General features: G+C 56.7%; 18 protein-coding genes. 14 read left to right on the top strand and 4 right to left on the bottom strand.

Going from position 1 to position 19334, the window contains the following annotated elements; all coding sequences use genetic code 11:
- Positions 1-37: 37 nt before the first annotated feature.
- Together ACT3UM_RS05720 and ACT3UM_RS05725 are read left to right on the top strand one after the other, a co-directional pair.
- Entirely contained in the window at positions 38-1078 is a 1041-nt protein-coding gene (locus ACT3UM_RS05720; protein WP_498896908.1) for a zinc-dependent alcohol dehydrogenase family protein, read from the top strand.
- 113 nt (positions 1079-1191) lie between these two features.
- Positions 1192-2067 (top strand): pirin family protein, encoded by an 876-nt coding sequence (locus ACT3UM_RS05725; RefSeq protein WP_498896909.1) that lies wholly within the window; start codon positions 1192-1194, stop codon positions 2065-2067.
- A gap of 18 nt (positions 2068-2085) precedes the next feature.
- Here ACT3UM_RS05725 and ACT3UM_RS05730 read toward each other — a convergent pair whose 3' ends face one another.
- On the bottom strand, positions 2086-2697 hold the full coding sequence (locus ACT3UM_RS05730) for a DNA-3-methyladenine glycosylase family protein (RefSeq protein WP_498896911.1): 612 nt from the start codon (positions 2695-2697) through the stop codon (positions 2086-2088).
- Positions 2698-2906: 209 nt separating this feature from the next.
- On the opposite strand from ACT3UM_RS05730, the gene ACT3UM_RS05735 reads away from it, so the two are divergent.
- Both ACT3UM_RS05735 and ACT3UM_RS05740 read left to right on the top strand, forming a co-directional pair.
- The gene (locus ACT3UM_RS05735; protein WP_498896913.1) at positions 2907-4118 is read left to right on the top strand and encodes an MFS transporter; all 1212 of its coding nucleotides are present in this window, start codon (positions 2907-2909) and stop codon (positions 4116-4118) included.
- 92 nt (positions 4119-4210) lie between these two features.
- Entirely contained in the window at positions 4211-4462 is a 252-nt protein-coding gene (locus tag ACT3UM_RS05740) for a YMGG-like glycine zipper-containing protein (RefSeq protein ID WP_498896916.1), read from the top strand.
- A 15-nt stretch (positions 4463-4477) separates the two neighbouring features.
- On the opposite strand, the gene ACT3UM_RS05745 is transcribed toward ACT3UM_RS05740, so the two are convergent.
- Positions 4478-5173, bottom strand: a complete 696-nt coding sequence (locus ACT3UM_RS05745; protein ID WP_498896918.1) for an extensin-like domain-containing protein — start codon at positions 5171-5173, stop codon at positions 4478-4480.
- A 149-nt stretch (positions 5174-5322) separates the two neighbouring features.
- On the opposite strand from ACT3UM_RS05745, the gene gmk reads away from it, so the two are divergent.
- The 4 genes from gmk (at position 5323) to ACT3UM_RS05765 (ending at position 8972) form a co-directional block, all read left to right on the top strand.
- Positions 5323-5955 carry a guanylate kinase gene (gene gmk / locus ACT3UM_RS05750; RefSeq protein ID WP_035582274.1) on the top strand — a complete coding sequence of 211 codons (633 nt, stop codon included), beginning with the start codon at positions 5323-5325 and terminating at the stop codon, positions 5953-5955.
- Positions 5956-6050: 95 nt separating this feature from the next.
- Positions 6051-6308, top strand: a complete 258-nt coding sequence (gene rpoZ / locus ACT3UM_RS05755) for a DNA-directed RNA polymerase subunit omega (RefSeq protein ID WP_007112267.1) — start codon at positions 6051-6053, stop codon at positions 6306-6308.
- 32 nt (positions 6309-6340) lie between these two features.
- The gene (locus tag ACT3UM_RS05760) at positions 6341-8485 is read left to right on the top strand and encodes a RelA/SpoT family protein (RefSeq protein ID WP_498896920.1); all 2145 of its coding nucleotides are present in this window, start codon (positions 6341-6343) and stop codon (positions 8483-8485) included.
- A gap of 97 nt (positions 8486-8582) precedes the next feature.
- Positions 8583-8972: a RidA family protein gene (locus ACT3UM_RS05765; protein WP_022521094.1), complete on the top strand. Its 390-nt coding sequence runs from the start codon at positions 8583-8585 to the stop codon at positions 8970-8972.
- A gap of 9 nt (positions 8973-8981) precedes the next feature.
- On the opposite strand, the gene ACT3UM_RS05770 is transcribed toward ACT3UM_RS05765, so the two are convergent.
- Positions 8982-9863, bottom strand: coding sequence for an SDR family oxidoreductase (locus tag ACT3UM_RS05770; protein ID WP_498896923.1), 882 nt, complete (start codon positions 9861-9863; stop codon positions 8982-8984).
- 204 nt (positions 9864-10067) lie between these two features.
- Here ACT3UM_RS05770 and ACT3UM_RS05775 point away from each other — a divergent pair, with 204 nt between their 5' ends.
- Both ACT3UM_RS05775 and recG read left to right on the top strand, forming a co-directional pair.
- Positions 10068-10997, top strand: a complete 930-nt coding sequence (locus ACT3UM_RS05775; RefSeq protein WP_035582267.1) for a hydrogen peroxide-inducible genes activator — start codon at positions 10068-10070, stop codon at positions 10995-10997.
- Entirely contained in the window at positions 10994-13069 is a 2076-nt protein-coding gene (gene recG / locus ACT3UM_RS05780) for an ATP-dependent DNA helicase RecG (RefSeq protein ID WP_498897223.1), read from the top strand. The genes ACT3UM_RS05775 and recG overlap by 4 nt, the downstream gene beginning before the upstream one ends.
- Here the strand turns inward: recG and yccS are convergent.
- The gene (gene yccS, locus ACT3UM_RS05785; protein ID WP_498896925.1) at positions 13066-15282 is read right to left on the bottom strand and encodes a YccS family putative transporter; all 2217 of its coding nucleotides are present in this window, start codon (positions 15280-15282) and stop codon (positions 13066-13068) included. The two genes, recG and yccS, sit on opposite strands and share 4 nt — an antisense overlap.
- A gap of 212 nt (positions 15283-15494) precedes the next feature.
- On the opposite strand from yccS, the gene ACT3UM_RS05790 reads away from it, so the two are divergent.
- The 4 genes from ACT3UM_RS05790 (at position 15495) to ACT3UM_RS05805 (ending at position 19325) form a co-directional block, all read left to right on the top strand.
- The gene (locus tag ACT3UM_RS05790; RefSeq protein WP_498896927.1) at positions 15495-16718 is read left to right on the top strand and encodes an MFS transporter; all 1224 of its coding nucleotides are present in this window, start codon (positions 15495-15497) and stop codon (positions 16716-16718) included.
- 139 nt (positions 16719-16857) lie between these two features.
- Positions 16858-17676 carry a DUF3100 domain-containing protein gene (locus ACT3UM_RS05795; RefSeq protein WP_498896929.1) on the top strand — a complete coding sequence of 273 codons (819 nt, stop codon included), beginning with the start codon at positions 16858-16860 and terminating at the stop codon, positions 17674-17676.
- Positions 17663-18157: a hypothetical protein gene (locus tag ACT3UM_RS05800; RefSeq protein WP_498896931.1), complete on the top strand. Its 495-nt coding sequence runs from the start codon at positions 17663-17665 to the stop codon at positions 18155-18157. The genes ACT3UM_RS05795 and ACT3UM_RS05800 overlap by 14 nt, the downstream gene beginning before the upstream one ends.
- A 10-nt stretch (positions 18158-18167) precedes the next feature.
- Positions 18168-19325 (top strand): M20 aminoacylase family protein, encoded by a 1158-nt coding sequence (locus tag ACT3UM_RS05805; RefSeq protein ID WP_498896933.1) that lies wholly within the window; start codon positions 18168-18170, stop codon positions 19323-19325.
- The last annotated feature ends 9 nt before the right edge of the window (positions 19326-19334 follow it).

Raw genomic sequence — 19334 nt, forward strand, 5'->3', positions numbered from 1 at the left:
ATAAAGTAAAAACAGCAATACGGTTTAGGAGACCTTGATGAAGGCCGTTGTTTTTGAGCAGTTTTCCGCCCCGCCGAGTATCCAGCAGTTGCCCGATCCGACGCCTGAACCTCACGGCGTAGTGGTGAAAGTGATGGCTAACGGGGTGTGCCGTAGCGATTGGCATGGCTGGGTGGGACATGATACCGATATCCAGCTTCCCCATGTACCAGGGCATGAGCTGGCTGGCGTTGTGGAAGCCGTGGGTAAAGACGTAAAACAATGGCGCGTTGGCGACCGCGTCACGGTGCCGTTCGTGGGTGGCTGTGGCACTTGCCCTGAGTGTCACTCGGGCAACCATCAGGTTTGCGATAGTCAGTTTCAGCCCGGTTTCACCCACTGGGGCTCCTTTGCCGAGTATGTGGGTATTCACTACGCCGATGTGAATTTGGTCTCGCTGCCAGAGACACTCGACTTCGCGACGGCGGCCAGCCTGGGGTGTCGGTTTGTCACTTCCTTTCGGGCGGTCGTCGATCAGGGCCAAACATCGGCTGGGCAGTGGGTGGCCATTCACGGCTGCGGAGGTGTTGGTCTATCCGCCGTAATGATTGCCAACGCCATCGGTGCCAACGTCGTTGCCATCGATATTTCGGAAGAGGCGCTTACTCTGGCCCGTCAACTGGGCGCCGTTGCCACTGTGAATGCCGCCAAGGTGGCCAATGTGGTTGAAGCCGTTGCGGAAATAACCCGAGGTGGTGCTCACGTATCGTTGGATGCGCTAGGGCACCCGACGACCTGCTTTAACTCGATCAGCAATCTGCGTAAACGCGGCAAGCATATTCAGGTCGGGTTGATGTTGGCTGAGAACAGTACACCGGCTATTCCCATGAGTAAGGTGATTGCCGACGAGCTTGAAATACTCGGCAGCCATGGCATGCAGGCGCATCGTTATGACGCCATGCTGGCGATGATTCAGTCTGGAAAGCTGGCGCCTGAGCAGCTTATCGGCAGACGAATCACCCTTGAGCAGTCGATTGATGCGCTGATGAACATGGATAAATTTGAAGGAGCGGGTGTAACGGTGGTGACCAAATTTTAAGGAAACCGCTGAGCCGTTTAATAACAATTTCCTGCAATGAAACGTGGCAAATTATTCGCTCCTTATCCGCGGCTGTAGGTTTTACGCTATACAGTATTGATAAGGAGTAAATGATGACAATAGACACTACCCAGTCAGTGCGTCGGGTGATCGCCCAGCACCCGGCCAAGCGCGATGATATCGGTGATTTAACTACTCGTCGGCCGCTGCCAGGGCCTGGTTTGGAACAGCTCGACCCGTTTCTGTTTTTGAATCACCACGGCCCGCAAACGTATCCGGCCAACAACCGTGGTCTGCCGTTTGGCCCGCACCCGCATCGTGGGTTTGAAACGGTGACGTTTATTTTGGAAGGCTCGCTTGCCCATGCGGATAGCGCCAAGCACCAAAGCGTGATCAACGCGGGCGGCGTGCAATGGATGACCGCAGGCAGCGGTATCGTGCATGCGGAAATTTCGCCGGAGGAGTTTTTGCGCGACGGTGGCCCGTTGGAGATTCTTCAGCTGTGGGTCAATCTACCGGCGCGTTTGAAGATGAGTGAGCCGCGCTACGTGGGACTGCAGGAAGCATCCATCCCCGCTATTGCACTACCGAGTGGCGGTGAGCTGAACCTGATTGCCGGGCAGTGGCAGGAAAGCGTTGGGCCAATTGACACGCTAACCGGCGTATTTATGTCAACCTTGCGGCTGCCTGCGGGCGCGTACACGCATCTGCCCGTCTCACCTAGGCGGCAGGTGTTTCTTTACGTAGTTAGTGGTGACGTCGAGATAGGTGGTGAACCCGTTAAGGCTCACCATTTGATCGAAGTAGACCGTGATGGCGACAGCCTCGAAATCGAAGCCAGCAGAGACGCACGCCTGCTGTTTGGCCATGGGGAAGTAATCGACGAACCTGTGTATTCCCACGGCCCCTTTGTGATGACTACCCGCGAAGAGATTGTGCAGGCGGTGGAGGATTATCAAAACGGCAAATTTGGTGGGCTCGACGCCTAAAACTGTTTAAAGCAGTCGCTACAGCGGCTCGCCGCGGTAGTAGTGCCACAAAAACAGTGACCCCACCGTGCGCCAGGGAGCCCAAGCTTCCACCAACTGGCGGGCTTGCTTGGGCGTGGGCTTGTCGTCCATGCCTTTTAAACGGCCCAAGGCTACCCGCAGGGCAAGATCGTCGGCGGGAAAGATATCCGGGCGTTTCAGCGAGAACATCAGGTAGATTTCGGCGCTCCAGCGGCCAAAGCCGCGCAGCTCAGTAATCGCGGCAATCGCCTCGTCGTCGCTTAGCTGCTCAAGCCCATCAGCGCTAAATGTGCCGGCCAGCTCCGCTTCTGCTAGGCCCTTGGCGTACTCAATCTTACGCCAGGAGAGCCCGGCATCGCGCAGCGCTTGGCCCTCTATCTCCATGACCGCTTTAGCGTGCAGCTCGGGCAGCAACGTATTGACGCGGCCCATAATCGCACGTGCGGCCTCGGTGGAAAGTTGCTGGCTGACGATAGTACTGAAAAACGTCGCAAAACCCGGGTCACGCTGGCGTGGGCCCGGTGCACCTACCAGGGGGTATGCGCGTGCGATATCTGGATCTGCCTTAGCCAACGCTTGCATGGCTTGATCGATTGTTTCGGGCGTCATTATTACCTCACGCGTCTTGGTAAAAGCTTCACACTAGCAAAGCGCGAGTGAAAGCGTGAAACCTTGACGACTAACGACTCGGGTGCCTTCTCAATTATCTTCTTTGCCCGCTAACTTTTTAAATGCAGCGTGTTTCTACTTTCGTCTAATCCTGCGATCATTTAGCGCTAATCGAGATACCAACAGGGCGGTATCCCAAGGAGATAAGCATGCAGAATTCGACAGCACCGTCGTCTCAAGGGCTAGCGCGTAACCCGCGTTTGGCCGAGTTTGTGTTGGCGCTGGGTGGCTTTGGGATTGGCACCAGCGAGTTCGTCATTATGGGCTTGATGAACCGTGTCGCGGGTGATTTAGCCGTCACCGTGCCTCAAGTGGGTTATGCAATAAGCAGCTACGCCCTGGGCGTGGTGGTCGGCGCGCCGCTGATTTCGGCGCTGGCCGCGCGCGCGCCAAGACGGCTGCTATTGATTATCCTGATGCTGGTGTTTGCAGCGGGCAATATTGCCAGTGCCATGGCGCCGGGTTTTTGGTCATTTGTCGGCCTGCGTTTTCTGGCGGGCTTGCCCCACGGCGCCTATTTTGGCATCGCGGCGCTAGTGGCGGCGGGGGCGGTACCGGTTGACCAACGGGCGCGGGCTATTTCTCGGGTGATGATGGGTTTAACCGTAGCGATTTTGATTGGCGCACCGCTAGGCACCTGGACGGGCAATCTGTTTGGCTGGCAGATCGCCTTTGCAGGCGTTGGGGGCATTGCGTTGCTTACCGCCGTGTTGATTCGCCTATATGTACCGGTGCAGCCTGTTGATGATCTTGCAAGCCCGGTACGTGAGCTGACAGCGCTGCTTAAGCAGCGCGTTTTGGTCACGCTGGCGCTCGCCTGCATTGGCTGCGGCGGCATGTTCGCTATTTTTAGCTATGTGATGCCGACATTGACCCAGCAAGCTGGTATGAGCGAAGCCCTGGGGCCGTTGGTACTGGTGATCTTCGGCCTGGGCTCGATTGCCGGTAATTTAATCGGCGGGCGCATGGCAGATAAAAACCTGATGCGTGCGATTCCGACCATCCTGCTCTGGTGTGGGGTGGTTCAGGGGCTGTTTTACTTTGCCGCTAATAACGTTTGGACAGGGCTGCTATTCGTCGGCTTGGTAGGCACCAGTATGGCGCTGGCGCCCTCGCTGCAAACCCGCTTAATGGATGTGGCTGAAGACGCCCAAACCATGGCGGCCTCGCTTAACCACGCGGCCTTTAACGGCGCCAATGCGTTAGGTGCATGGCTGGCGGGGTTGGCCATCAGTGCGGGCTTTAGCTGGTCAAGCACTGGCTTAGTGGGCGCTAGCTTGGCGCTCTGCGGGCTGGTGATTTTTGTCGCTGGGCGCTGGCTGGAAAAGCGTACCTATGGCGCCGTGACCCAGCGTGCCTGACGCTGCATGGTTATCGAACAGTGATAATTAACATGGCTAAAAAGTCGAATTCTCTCTAATGTGTAAGAGCAGTAACCCATAAGGAGATGACCATGCAGATTCAGGTATTGAATTCGACACGTATAGCGACACTCGGCGCGGTAATGGCGTTAACCATTGGCCTGGCCGGCTGCGGTACCACTACCGGAGAGCGTGCCTCTAGCGGTGCCGGTATTGGTGCGGCCGTTGGCGCGGGTGCCGCCGCCGTCACCGGTGGTAGCGTCGTTCAAGGCGCCGTTATCGGCGGTGGCGTTGGTGCTGCAACGGGTGCCGCCACAGATGCTGATGACATCAACCTGGAATAAGTAGGTGTTGATCCATTAGCGACACAGCCTAAATCCGCGCATGCCCATATGAAAGTGGTCGGCATGTGCGGCGTTGTAGTCAGGCCCTAGCACGTTGCCAAAGGCATCGCAGGCCCCATCTCGGGCGGCCCGTAAGAACTCCCCCACCTCGCCTTCATCATCCCAATGGTTGATCAGCGTAATGCGCTGCCCATTCTCAAATTGAAACCCCGTTACATCCAGCGCTTCGGCGGTGGCGTGTTCGCTGCGTCGGCCGGTTTCACGCCCGTAAACATTACGGCAGGCAAAACTACCCACGTGGTTAACCTGGCTTACCCGGCTACCCATAATCTCTTCCGCTGCAGGCTGTAACGCATGGTGCTCATACATGACCCAGGCCAGCGCCAAGGGGCAGGTCGCCACAAAACTCTGGTTAAAAGAAACGTCGCTGGATTGCATGCGCACGACATTGGTAAGCGGGCAGCTTGCCGTAGGGGAGTAATCTGCTAACGGCATGTAGCTAAGTTCGCCATCAGGAACGGTATCTAATGCCGCTAAACAGCCCTCTCGGTCATCCGCTAGGCGGCTTAGCTTAAGTTTAGTCACCGGGGTGATAGGGTCATCAATATGCAGCGGTGCCCAGGGCGCCCAGTGGCGGGGAATCTCTATAAGGCCTTTTTGCAGGGCTACGCCCAGTGCAATTAGGCCTAATATAAATAGCGTACTGCGCATGTCTACCTCCCTGTATGTCACCGCCAACGCTACAGTCGTCGCGCTGGGTGTGCGATACTGCGCAGCCTTGCTGCTCTGCTGCAGTCACTTTACTAGCGTTTACTACGTTTTCCGCTGCTTATTTTCGCTAACTGAAGGGAAAGTACTTCATGTCCCAAGGTACGCTGTTTATCGTTTCTGCCCCGTCGGGTGCTGGCAAGACTAGCTTGGTGCGTGAGCTAATCGAAAGCCTGGATGGGATTCAAGTGTCGGTGTCGCACACTACGCGTGCCAAGCGCGAGGGTGAGGTGGATGGCGTGAATTACCATTTCACCAATGTGGCCGAGTTTGAAGCGATGATCGCGCGGGGTGAGTTCTTTGAGTATGCCAAAGTATTTGATAATTACTACGGCACCTCACGCCAGGCGGTAGAGGTATTGCTGGCGGCAGGGCAGGATGTGATTCTGGAAATCGACTGGCAGGGCGCTCATCAGGTGCGCGAGCAAATGCCGGATGCGGTATCGATTTTTATTCTGCCGCCGTCGCGCAACGAGCTTGAGCGACGCCTTGCTAGCCGCGGTACCGATGAGCATGCAGTGATTGCTCGTCGCATGCGCGATGCGGTTAGTGAAATGTCCCATTACCACGAATATGATTACCTCGTTGTTAACGATGACTTCACCACGGCGCTGCAGGAGTTACAGTCGCTGGTGATCAGTCGCCGTTTGAGTCGACCGGTAATGAGCGAGCGACACGCGCCGCTGTTGGCTGCGCTCTTGTCACAGGCGCCTACGGTCGAGTAATCTATCTGGTTCTACATCTTTTTTTTCGCTGGGTCGACGCCGTTTTCAACGCTTAAACGGTGTCGGCCCGGTTCCGTCATAACAGGAAGGCTCCCATGGCTCGCGTAACCGTTGAAGATTGTCTTGAAAATGTTGAAAACCGTTTCAAGCTGGTAATGATTTCCACCCAGCGTGCTCGCCAGCTGGCGCGCGGCTCCCGCGATGCCCTGCTACCTTGGGAAAACGATAAACCCACAGTGATGGCACTGCGTGAAATTGCCGCAGGTCTGGTCGATCACACCGTGCTCGACGAGCCCGTTGAAGCCGCTGTTCGTCCGCGCCCGGCTATGGCGCCTACTCATATCGACGACTAACGTTTTCAACGACACCGATAGAGGCGCGGTAGATGTTCACCATTGATGACCTGGCCGATCGACTCGGCGGCTATTTACCCTCGGATGAAATCCAGCAGGTCAAACGCGCCTTTTACTACGCTGAGCAGGCTCACGACGGCCAGCGGCGCCGTTCCGGTGAGCCTTATGTTACCCACCCGCTGGCGGTGGCGAATATTCTTGCCAATATGCACATGGATCATCAAAGCCTGATGGCCGCCATGCTGCACGATGTTATCGAAGACACCGGCGTTTCCAAAAAAGCCCTGGAGTCACAGTTTGGCAAACCGGTAGCCGAATTGGTGGATGGGGTATCTAAACTTACCCAAATCACCTTTGAAGACAAAGCCGTTGCTCAGGCGGAAAACTTCCAAAAGATGGTGCTGGCGATGTCGCGGGATATTCGCGTCATCATCGTTAAGCTGGCCGACCGGCTGCACAATATGCGCACCCTGGGCGCCCTACGCCCGGATAAGAAGCGCCGAATTGCCCGTGAAACCCTGGAAATATATGCCCGTATTGCCGGGCGGCTGGGTATTAACACTATTCGCGTTGAGCTTGAGGATCTCTCCTTTCAAGCGATCCACCCCATGCGTTCCGAGCGCATTAAGCGCGCTGTCGCTAAAGCGCGGGGGAACCGGCGCAGTGCCATGCGTGAGATTCAGTCGTCGCTGCAAAAAAGCCTCGACGACGACGCGCTTAATGGCACGGTAATTGGGCGCCAGAAGCATCTGCTGTCGATCTATAAAAAGATGCGCGACCAGCGTAAGCCCTTTACGGAAATCATGGACGTGTTTGGGTTTCGCATCATTACCGAAGATGTGGCCAGCTGCTACCGTATTTTGGGCGTGGTGCATAACCTTTATAAGCCAGTGCCCGGGCGCTTTAAAGACTATATCGCGATTCCCAAAGCCAACGGCTACCAGAGTCTGCACACCACCCTATTTGGCTCCCGCGGTATGCCCATTGAAGTGCAGATACGTACCCGCGAAATGGAAGCCATGGCCAATAACGGCATCGCCGCCCACTGGCTTTACAAGGCGGGTCAGACCTCGCATCCGATTGCCGAAGGCAGCCACGCCCGGGCCCGCGCTTGGGTAAAAGGGCTGCTGGAAATGCAGCGCCACGCCGGGGATTCATTGGAATTTATCGAACACGTTAAAAACGACCTGTTCCCCGATGATATCTACGTGTTCACGCCTAAAGGCGACATTATGGAGTTGCCCCAGGGCGCGACCGTGATCGACTTCGCCTACACGGTGCACACGGATATCGGTAATAACTGCATCGCTTGCCGTATTGACCGCCATTTGGCGCCGCTCTCGACGCGCTTAGAGAGCGGCCAGACGTTGGAAATTATCACCGCCCCCGGTGCCAAGCCCAATCTTGCCTGGTTGAACTTTGTGACCACCGCAAAGGCGCGTTCGGCGATACGCCACGCGCTGAAGTATCAGCAGCAGACCGAAGCGGTCATGTTAGGGCGGCGCTTGCTCAACAAAGCCCTGGCGCCGTTTGATACCAGCCTGGAAGAGCTGGATGAGAGCGCCCTTAAGCGGGCCTTCAAAGAGCTGGATGTCTCTTCCGAAGAGTCACTCTTGGAGTCGCTGGGGCTAGGTAACCGCATGACCCATGTGGTGGCACGGCGGCTAGTGGCTGCCGCTCACGGCGATACTTACGAGCATTCAGTGGACGTTGAAGGCAGCAAAGCCGTGATGATCAGCGGCAGTGAAGGCATGGTGGTCAACTTTGCCCGCTGCTGCCATCCGCTGCCGGGCGACCCGGTGGTCGGCCATCTCTCTACGGGTAAAGGCTTGGTGGTGCATCGCGCCGAGTGTAAAAATGTGATTGATAAGAACTTTGCCGATAAAAACGACCCCGATAAGCTGTTCGCGCTGGCGTGGTCGGATACCATTGATGAAGACTTCCCGGTTGCGCTGCGCATAGAAATTGAGAGCCGGAGAGGGCTGGTCGCAGAGCTTGCCGGGCTGGTTACCGATGCCGATGCCAACATTGAACGGATTGGCATTGAAGAACGCGATGCCCACCTTTCCACCGTTAACCTGACGCTTTCGGTGAAAGGCCGCGTGCACTTGGCACGCATCATTAAACGCATCCGTAATCTTCCCAACGTTGGCAAGATAACCCGACTCGCCAATTAACGGCGACTATCACGATATGCCGATAAAAATCGGCAGCGATCGCTATTTTTCAGTATCAAATAATTAAGCATTATCTACTACAGGAGCGAACCAACGTATGAGCAATAAGGCTGTTATCAACACCAGCAAAGCCCCTGCGGCTATCGGCCCTTACTCCCAGGCCATTAAAGCGGGCAACACGGTGTATCTTTCCGGCCAAATTCCGCTGGATCCGGCCACCATGGCGATTGTCTCTGAGGATTTTGAAGCCCAGGCGCGCCAAGTCTTCACCAACCTGCAAGCGGTATGTGAAGAAGCGGCGGGCTCACTCAGCGATATCGTCAAGCTGAACCTGTATCTGGTGGACTTGGATAACTTTGCGATTGTTAACCAAGTGATGGAAGAGTTCTTCACCGCTCCTTTCCCCGCCCGTGCCGCGGTCGGCGTGAAAGCGCTGCCCAAAGGCAGCCAGGTGGAAGCAGAAGCGGTCATGGTCATCGGTGATTAAGGTTGCTTCTTAAGCCTTATTGAGCTCTAGAAAACCACCCTCTTTCAGCACCTGGGCATAACCTTCGCGGTAGCTGGGGAAACGGAACTGATAGCCAGTGCTCAATAGGCGCTGGTTATCGCAGCGCTTGCTAGTTCGCCGGCGTAAAGGTGACTGCATGGTCTCAGTAGCCTCTACTTTAAGCTGCTCGGCCAGCCACATCATGACGTTATGCATGGTGACCGGTTCGCAGTCGCTGCCTAGGTAGATATCTGCCAGCGTCTCACCACTCTCCTGATAGCGAATCAGGTGGGCAAGAATGCCGGTGCAGTCGTCGCGGTGGATGCGGTTGGAGTAGACCACCGGCGTGATTGCAGCCACACGACCTTCAGCCACCTGATGAATCAGTCGGTCGCGGCCTGGGCCGTAAATGCCGGAAAAGCGCACCACCGTACCGGGTAGCGCATGATTGATCAGCGCCTGTTCGGCTTCGCACATTAGCGTGCCAGAGAAGCTGGTCGAATCGGGCGGGGTCTCTTCGTTGACCACTTCGCCTTCCTGCTGGCCGTGTACGCTGGTTGATGAGACAAAAAACACCCGACGCGGCGGCGTTTTGTGCTGCTCCATCACGCTCAACACGCGCTTTAAGCCGTCAGGATAAGCGCTTTGATAGGCGCTCTCTTCGAAACGGTCAGCGCTGACGGTATACACCACATAATCAGCTTGGGGCAAGCTCTTGGCATCGGCGTCTTCAAGGCTCTCCAGGTCTAACGCTAGCGGTTTAATCCCGGTGCCTTGTAAAGCTTCTACGTTGCGACGTAAGCCAATCACCTGGTGTCCTTCCTCAAGCAGTTCGCGCCCAAGGTTGATCCCAATATCGCCACAGCCGATAATCAGTACGGTTAGCTTCACCGTGCTTACTCCTCTTGATTAATATTCCCTATTAGATGCAAAGTCTCTACCAAATATGAGATTGTCGGATATGAAAACCGGCGGCAGAGCTTGCTTGTCCTTTTCCATCCCGCTGACGGTCATGATGCTAGGTCTTGCATACACATCCTATTTTATACAAACCCTAGTCACGAGCTGCTACGAGAGGATGCCACTGGCACCGCTATGACTTTAACAGAACTTCGCTACATCGTAACCCTTGCCCAGGAGCGTCACTTTGGCCGGGCGGCAGAACGCTGCCACGTTTCGCAGCCCACGCTCTCGGTGGCGGTGAAAAAGCTGGAAGAAGAGCTCGAAACGCCGCTATTTGAGCGCTCCAAGTCCACTGTACAGGTTACCCCGCTGGGTGAAAAAATCGTTGCCCAGGCCCAGCGTGTGCTGGAGCAGAGCAGCCTGATTTTTGAGCTCGCAAGCGCAGGTAAAGATCAGCTGGCCAACCCGCTGCGCATTGGCGCGATTTACACCATTGGGCCCTATCTGTTTCCCCATCTGGTGCCAGCCCTGGCTAACGCAGCACCGCAAATGCCGCTGTATATTGAAGAGGGTATGACCGGTACGCTGCGCGCCAAGCTGAGAAGCGGCGAGCTGGATGTGATTATTGTCGCGCTGCCGTTTACCGAAACCGATGTGGTAACCAAACCGATCTACGACGAAGCCTTTGAAGTATTAATTCCCGCCAACCACCCCTGGGTCGAGCGGGAAGCGATCAACAAAGAGGACTTGCTTGAAGAACGGCTGCTGCTGCTTGGCGAAGGTCACTGCTTCCGCGATCAAATTTTGGAAGCCTGCCCGGCGATTACCCAAAAGCTCAATAGTCCCAACAATACGCTGATCGCCGAAGGCGGCTCGTTGGAAACTATTCGCCATATGGTGGCCTCTCGTTTGGGTATCACGGTGCTGCCGCAGTCAGCGCTGGGCACCGACCAGTATGAAAATGCCATGCTGGTGAGTCGACCGTTTGTTGACCCAGCGCCGTCACGTACCGTGGCGATCGCCTGGCGGGCGAGCTTTCCCCGGCCCAAAGCCATTGAGGCGCTGATTCAGGCGATCAGCCATTGTCGTCAACCTACCAAAGCCGTGAAAAGCGCCCCATGAGCGCCCTCTCCGCGCCGATAACCGCGCTGAAGGGCGTGGGCGAAGCGCTGGCGCTGAAGCTGGGCCGGCTGGGGATCGAGCGGGTGAGCGATCTACTGTTTCACCTGCCGCTGCGCTATCAGGATCGCACGCGGCTGACACCGATTGGCCTACTGCGTGCAGGTCAGGAGGCGGTGATAGAGGGCGAAGTGACCGCCTGCGACGTAGTCAAAGGGCGCCGCCGCAGCCTGCTGGTGCGCCTGCGCGATGCCAGCGGTATTTTGAGCCTGCGCTTTTTTCACTTCTCCCCCGCTCAGCAGCAACAGCTGCGCCCCGGCGCCACGGTGCGGGCGTTTGGTGAAGCGCGGGCCGGGGCGACCGGTTTAGAGATCTACCATCCCGAGTATCGTCTGAGTGGTAGTGAAACCCCGGTGGAAGAGTATTTCACCCCCATTTACCCCACCACCGAAGGCTTGAACCAACCGCGGCTACGTGCCCTGGCGCAGCAGGCGCTGGGTTTACTGGACAACGCCCCTGAAGCTTTGCCCGATGTAATACCCGATGCCCTACTTCAGCGCTTTCAGCTACCGGGCCTCCACGCCAGCCTGCATTTACTACACCAGCCACCACCTGATGTGAATATCGAACAGTTAACCTTCGGTCAGCACCCGGCTACGCGCAGGTTGGCGCTGGAAGAGTTGCTCGCCCACCAACTCAGTCTGCGCGAAGTGCGTCTACGTATTCAGGCGGACGGTGCGCCGACACTACCTTCCGGACGCAGTCTGCAGGCACGCTTTTTGTCCCAGTTGCCCTTTGCTTTAACCGGTGCCCAGCGCCGCGTGCTGGAAGAGATCGGCCACGATTTAAGCCGCCCGGCGCCGATGTTGCGGCTGATTCAAGGCGATGTCGGCTCGGGCAAGACCGTGGTGGCCGCCATGGCCGCGCTGAGCGCCCTGGCGGGCAATTGCCAAGCGGCGATCATGGCGCCGACGGAAATCCTCGCAGAGCAGCACTACCGCTCGTTTAAAGCCTGGTTTGAGCCGCTGGGCATCGAAGTGGCGTGGCTGGCGGGCAAGCTCAAAGGCAAAGCACGGCTAGATGCCAAGGCGGCGATCGCCGATGGCCGCGCGCGCATGGTGGTGGGTACCCACGCGCTGTTTCAAGACGATGTGCACTTCCAGTGTTTGGGGCTGGCGATTATTGATGAGCAGCACCGCTTTGGCGTGCATCAGCGTTTAGCGCTACGCGAGAAGGGCGAGGCGGGTGGGCTGACGCCGCACCAGTTGATTATGACCGCCACGCCGATCCCCCGCACTCTGGCCATGAGTGCCTACGCGGATCTGGATGTTTCGGTGATCGATGAGCTACCCCCCGGCCGTACACCGGTGAAAACCGTGGTAGTGCCCGACGAGCGCCGCCCTGAAGTCGTGAAACGCATACAGTTAGCCTGCAGCGAAGGCCGCCAGGCCTACTGGGTGTGTACCTTGATTGATGAATCCGAGGTGTTGCAGTGCCAGGCCGCCGAGGTCACCCGCGACGAGCTAACTGTTGCCTTGCCTGAGCTGGCGGTGGGGTTGGTTCACGGGCGCATGAAATCAAGCGAGAAAGCCGAAGTCATGACCGCCTTCAAAGCGGGCGAGCTAGACTTATTGGTGGCCACCACGGTGATTGAGGTAGGGGTAGATGTCCCCAACGCCAGCCTGATGATTATCGAAAACCCCGAGCGGCTGGGGCTTTCCCAGCTTCACCAGCTACGCGGCCGGGTTGGGCGTGGCAGCACAGAAAGCTTCTGCGTACTGCTCTACCATCCACCGCTGTCGAAAAGCTCCCGCCAGCGCTTAGCGGTGATGCGCGAAACCACCGATGGTTTCCGCATCGCCGAGAAAGACCTGGAAATTCGCGGTCCCGGCGAAGTGCTCGGCACCCGCCAGACCGGTTTGGCACAGATGAAAATTGCCGACCTGGAGCGCGATGCCGATTTGTTAGAGCGAGTCACAGCGCTCGCTCAAACGCTACAGGGCAACGCAGACATCACTGCTGTGCTGGTGCGCCGTTGGTTGGGCGAAGCGGCAGGGCGTTATGGGCAGGTTTAGGCGTTAGCGGTGGCGCTGGTTGGCGTGTGATCTTCATTGCCGCTTCCCACCAATCGATTAGCGGCTTCGCCCAGCGGGGCCAGTTGTTCGGTAATAAAACGTAGCTGGCTCTGGATAGGGCGGTAGAGGGTGACCGCTTGTTCGTCTGCTGCTACCGCTTTCTGCTCTTCTAACTGGGCTAACAGTTCAGCGGCTTGATCCGTTAGCGCCTCAACCGGCTGGCGCTGGCGTAACCGTTCCGCAATCTGGCCCAACAGCTCACCGATACGTTTTGCTACCGGCACCAGGGTGGCGTCGTCTTCATCGTCTGCCAACTGGTGGCGATGGGCGCCCAGCGCAGAGAGGTGGCTAAGCAGGGTGTTGGAGAGTACCAGGAAGCGCAGCCCGTTGTCCGCGTCCAGCTTGCGGTAGTGCCCCGGCTCATGGAGCATATTAGTGAGCAGGGTGGAGAGCGCTGCATCGGCGTTATGAGCATTGCGCCGCGCTAGGCGATAGGCCAAGTCATCCTGTTTGCCCTCCTCGTACTGGTGGATGATCTCGTCCAGATAGCGGCGGTGATTGGTCAGCGCGTTGGCGGCCTCCCGGTAAAGTCTCCGGCCCTGCCAGTCGGGCAGGATAAAAAACACCGCCAAGCCCGCAATCAGCGAGCCCAGCAGGGTATCGAGTAGGCGCGGCAGGATGAGATTATAGCCGTCGCCCACTTGGTTGAAGCTGCACAGCACCAGCAGGGTGATGGACGCCGTGGCAATCACGTAGTGTTTTTCGCGGTTGGCGAAAAACGAAACCCCGGCGGCCACGGCGATTATGCTTTGTACTAGCGGGTGCGGAAAGAGGCTGATCGACGCCCATCCCACCACCAAACCCAGTACCGTGCCGATAATCCGCTGGGATAAGAACCGCCGGGTGGTCGCAAAATTGGGCCGACAGACAAACAGCGTGGTGAGCAGAATCCAAAAACCTTGCTCAGGGTCGATCCACTGCATTAGCCCGTAGCCAGTAGTGAGGGCGATAGAGAGCCGCACCGCGTGACGAAAGGTGGGCGAGCCAAGGGTAAAGTTCAAGCGCACTCGCTTCCACGCTTCCAGCAAGCTCGACGGCGAGCGATCAAACAGCGAGCTGTCCCGGCGTTCATCGCTGACGCCAGGGTTGTGGGCGCTGGCGAGCTGGTTTTCCAGCGTGGCCAGGTTGTCAGCTAGGGCGCTTAGGGGGTACAGCAGCGGGCGCCATTCGGGCTTGCCCCGGTCGCGCAAGTTCTCAATGGAAGCGTGTAAGTCAGCCAGCGCCTCTTCGCTCTGCTGGTGGTCGAACGGTCGGTTGAGCAGCAGTGATTTGGCCAGTTGACGGCAGGAGCGCCCCTGCTGATCCAGCAGCCGCTGACAGCGAAACAGTACATCGTGGTGAAAGAATGCTTTGCTGAGCGCGCTGTAGGGGTAGTGGGTGGAGCTGGCGCGCTCGTGAATATCCTGGGCGATAAAGTAGATACGCAGGTAGCGGTTGAGTTTCTGGTCGCCGCGCTGGCCCTCTAAACGCCTGAAAATCATTTCTTTAGCTTGGTTGAGCGCATCAACGACTTTACCGTTCTGGCGCGCCAGGGCCACCCGGCGGGCTTCTACATCCACACCGCGTACCGGTTCAAACAGCGCCGATTTGAGTATCAGAAACTCACCCAGCGCTTTGTACACCCGCGCCATGCTCTGCTTGACCGGCTGGCGTGAGAACAGCGCGCACCACACCACCGAAATTAGCCCGTACCACGCCGCACCCGCCAATAGCAGCAGCTGGCGTGCCGCCACGTCTTCATCGACCCCGCCGTGCTGCTCGATATTGATCATTGAGTAGATCGACAGTATCAGCGTGCCAGAGGCAATAGTGGCGTACCGCTGGCCGATAGCGCCGAGCATAATCAGGGTAAAGGTCGAAAGGCCCAGCCCGACTACAAACAGCCACGGCCAGGGAAACAGCCACTGGACAATAAATGATGCCGAGGTAAAACATACCAGCGTTACCAACAGGGCTTGCAAGCGGCCTTGCCAGCTGTCGTCAGTTTCAGACAGCGCGCAGGCAATAATGCCCAGGAAAAGTGGAATCACTAGCGCTACATCGCCCATCAAGCCGCTGAACAACAGAGCTCCGCTGAACGCTATAAAAACGCGCAGGCTATAGGCGAATTTATCCAGCGTCCAAAGGCGCCGTAGCGGCAAAGTAATCGGCATAGAGACTCTTATGGGTGGTTGTTAGACTTTAGTATAAATGGTGATGTGAGCAGTTACTATGCTTTAAGCATTCTCCATCGTTGAAAGCTTGTTGTCATATCCACGTAAGCGCTTGTTATAAGCTTTATATTAATCAAAACCTACCAGCGGCACGCCTGTATGGCTAATTAGTCCACTCATCCTGAACAGCTTTTACGTGATAGGACATCTCCATGAACAATGCACGGCCTGACTCTAATCGCTCGGCTCGGATGCTATCGATTTTGAACTTTTCATTAGCCGATGTCCGCGATGGCCTAGGCCCCTTTTTAGGTATTTATTTAGTGGCGCTTGGCTGGGCGCCGGATGAAATCGGTTTTGTAATGACCGTTGCCGGGTTTGCGAGCCTGTTGGCAACCACGCCTGCCGGCATGTTGGCAGATGCCACCCGCTTTAAGCGCTTATTGGTGGTGGGGTGCGCGCTACTTGTGGCGGTGGTGAATTTAGTGCTGCTGGTATGGCCACAGACGTGGTTTATCACCTTTTCGCAGGTGGCGACTGGTATTGCCGCCGCTGCGATTGGTCCCGCGATATTAAGCCTTACACTAGGTTTGGTGGGTCAGGCAGGGCTTGCCCATCAATTAGGCCAAAACCAAGCCTATAACCATGCAGGTAATGCCACAGCAGCCGTTCTGGCGGCATTGACGGGCTATTTTTATGGCGTTGAAGCGGTGTTTTACTTGATGGCGTTGATGGCCATCATTACCGTGTTTTTGGTGTTAAATATCAACCCGCAAGAGATCGACTATAAAGAAGCTCGTGGGCAGGGCAAACATACTCACCAGTTTGAAGGTATTACCGAGGTGTTCCGTCGCCATCCCATGCTATTCGTCGTGGGGTTTACGCTCTTGCTATTTCACCTAGGCAACGCCGCCATGCTGCCGCTGCTGGGGCAGCGAGTGGCGACTAACGAACTGATGAATCCCGCCGTCTATACCGCCGGTACTGTTGTGATTGCCCAGGCAACGATGATTCCTATGGCTCTTCTGGCGGCTTGGTACTCCCATAAAAACGGTTATTGGCTACTGTTTTTGGTGGCGCTACTTGTGCTCCCTGTCCGTGGCGTCATGGCCGCGACTATTCCGGGTCTTTGGAGCGTTGTTCCGGTGCAAATCCTTGATGGTATTGGCGCGGGGTTATTAGGCGTGGCTACCCCCGGCATCGTTGCACAAATTCTGCGTGGCACGGGGCGGGTGAACATGGGGTTAGGCGCAGTAATGACCCTGCAAGGCGTCGGGGCGGCACTCAGCGCTAGTTTTGCGGGCATTGTGGCGAGTTGGTTGAGCTATGAGGCGGCGTTTTTAGCGCTTGCCGGCGTCGCAGGCGTAGCCGTGGTGGTATGGTTGCTGTGCTTTGACCGTGGAGTCTCTTCATCGCCACTTGAGGTAAGCGTTTAGCCACTTCCAGCCAGTATGGCGAGCAATACACGATGTTTGATGCATACGTGTTCTAAAAAATAGCGCACTAAAGCCCTATGATTGGAACGCTAACTTTTTCGATACTCGGAGTGACACTAAAAAAAACAGGAACACTCCAATGGATCTCAAACTACTGCTGGACTGGCGTCTGCACCTAATGGTGATCGTGACGTCAATGTTTGCCGAGTGGATAGGCATTGTGCGCATTCCACTCGGACCGGGAACACTGCTGCTATTACCTCTAATTTACGCCTTTATCATTGGCGTACTCTTCAACCCCCACCTTTTCTCGGCAATGGGTAAGGTCATACCCAAGCCGGTCAGCAATGCGGCTGGCCCGATCATTCTCATCGCCATACTGCCCTTTATTGCCAAGTTCGGTTCTACCATTGGCCCCGCCATTGAGCAGATCATTGCCGCAGGCCCTGCGCTGATACTTCAGGAGCTGGGCAATCTCGGCACCATGCTGATCGCGCTGCCCTTTGCCGTATTGGTCCTCAAAATGGGCCGGGAAGCGATTGGCGCGACCTATTCCATTGCTCGCGAACCTAATATTGCCATTATCTCAGACCGTTACGGGCTCCGAAGCCCTGAAGGCATCGGCATTATGGGCGTCTACGTGGTAGGCACCATGTTCGGTACGCTCTATTTTGCCTTGATGGCGGGCTATATCGCTTCACTGGATATTCTCGATATTCGTGCTCTGGCCATGGCCTGCGGAGTGGGTAGTGGAAGCATGGTAGCGGCATGTTCGGCGGCGTTAGCAGAAGCAGTCCCGGGTTCCCGTGATGAACTACTGGCCTTTGCAGGGGCAAGTAATCTGCTCACCTATGCCACAGGACTATATATCTCACTATTTATCGCGCTACCGGTTACCGAGTGGATGTACAAGCGCTTAAAAGGCTCGCGTCAGGAGGTTCGTCATGAAAACCCATGAAAGCAGCGTTGATCAGTTTGATGCTGAAGCCTTAAAAGAGCTGCGCCCAGAAAACCAACTCGGCAAAACGGCCTTGGTGCTAGCGGCAGTGTGCGTGTCGGCGTGGTTCAGTAACGTAGTCAACGGTTCGCCCTTGTTAGACGCACTGCCCGGCATGCTGATTCTGTATGTCATGGTCATCATCGGCTTGGTAATCGGGCGTTTTTGCCCCTTTTATTTGCCCAGCGTGGCGTGGGTGTCGCTGATTAGCATTATCGCCACGCTGCCGTTTTTTCCAGGCAACGGCTGGATCATTGCGCGATTAGCCGAGGTGGATTTCCTGGCTGTGGTAACCCCCGTGTTGGCCTATGCAGGGCTAGCGCTTACCGGGCGCGAGTTTGCCATGTTCAAGCAAACCGGCTGGAAGCTGGTGATTGTTGCCCTGCTGGTCTTCACCGGTACCTTTATCGGCTCTGCCGTTGTCGCTCACATAATGCTTTAAGGATAGGACGATGACTGCTTCAGTTAAGTTACCGGACAACGCTGAGCTCGCCGACTGGCGCCACGATTTCCACCAGCATCCTGAAACGGCCTTCGAGGAGCACCGCACTAGCGCGCGTATTGCAGCGTTACTGACAGAGTGGGGCTTTGAGGTGACCACGGGCATCGCGGGCACAGGAGTGGTTGCCGCCTTGGATGGCCAGCAGGGTGAAGGTAAAACCATCGGCCTGCGGGCCGATATCGACGCGCTGGATATCCGCGAAGAGACGGCGCTTGCCTACGCTTCGCAAACGCCTGGAAAAATGCACGCCTGTGGCCATGATGGCCATACCACGATGCTGTTAGGCGCTGCCTGGGCGCTAAAGCAGCAGCCGGATTTTAAAGGGCGTGTGGTGTTTATCTTTCAACCTGCCGAAGAGAACGCCGGTGGCGGGCGGGTGATGGTCGAAGAGGGCCTGTTTGAGCGCTTCCCGATGGATGCCGTGTACGGGCTGCATAACTGGCCTGGGCTGCCGGTGGGTGTCGCGGCGGTACACGATACCGATGTGATGGCCGCGTTTGATATTTTCAGCCTGACGTTAACCGGTAAAGGCTGCCACGCGGCGATGCCGCATTTGGGCATTGATACGGTGCTGGCAAGCTGTCAATTGATCAGCCAACTGCAAGGGTTAGTGAGCCGCGAAACGCCCCCGGATAAATCAGCGGTGCTGAGTTTTACCAGCATTAACGCAGGGGATACGTTTAATGTGATTCCCGAGCAGGTGGCGTTACGTGGCACGCTGCGCTGCTTTGATATGGCGCTAAAAGAGCACTTAGAGGCGCGCTTTAAGCAGGCGATTGCCAGCTTAGCTGAGTTCCACGGCTTAACCGTTGAGCTGGACTACCAGCGTTGCTACCCCGCCACTATCAATACGCCGGAACATGCTCAGCACTGCGCCACGGTGCTGGAAGGCTTACTCGGTAGCGATAACGTGCGGCGTAATCCACCGCCGAGTATGGCCTCGGAAGATTTCTCGTTTCTACTTGCCGAGCGCCCAGGCGCTTATATCTGGATGGGCAACGGCGAGGAGTCCGCGTCGTTGCACAACCCGCGCTATGACTTTAACGATGCACTATTGCCGCTAGGCGCACGCTACTGGGTGGAGCTGGTAAGCGCACTGCTCGTCTGAACCATCACC

The sequence above is a fragment of the Halomonas sp. AOP13-D3-9 genome, from assembly GCF_052379125.1.
Taxonomy (GTDB): Bacteria; Pseudomonadota; Gammaproteobacteria; order Pseudomonadales; family Halomonadaceae; genus Vreelandella.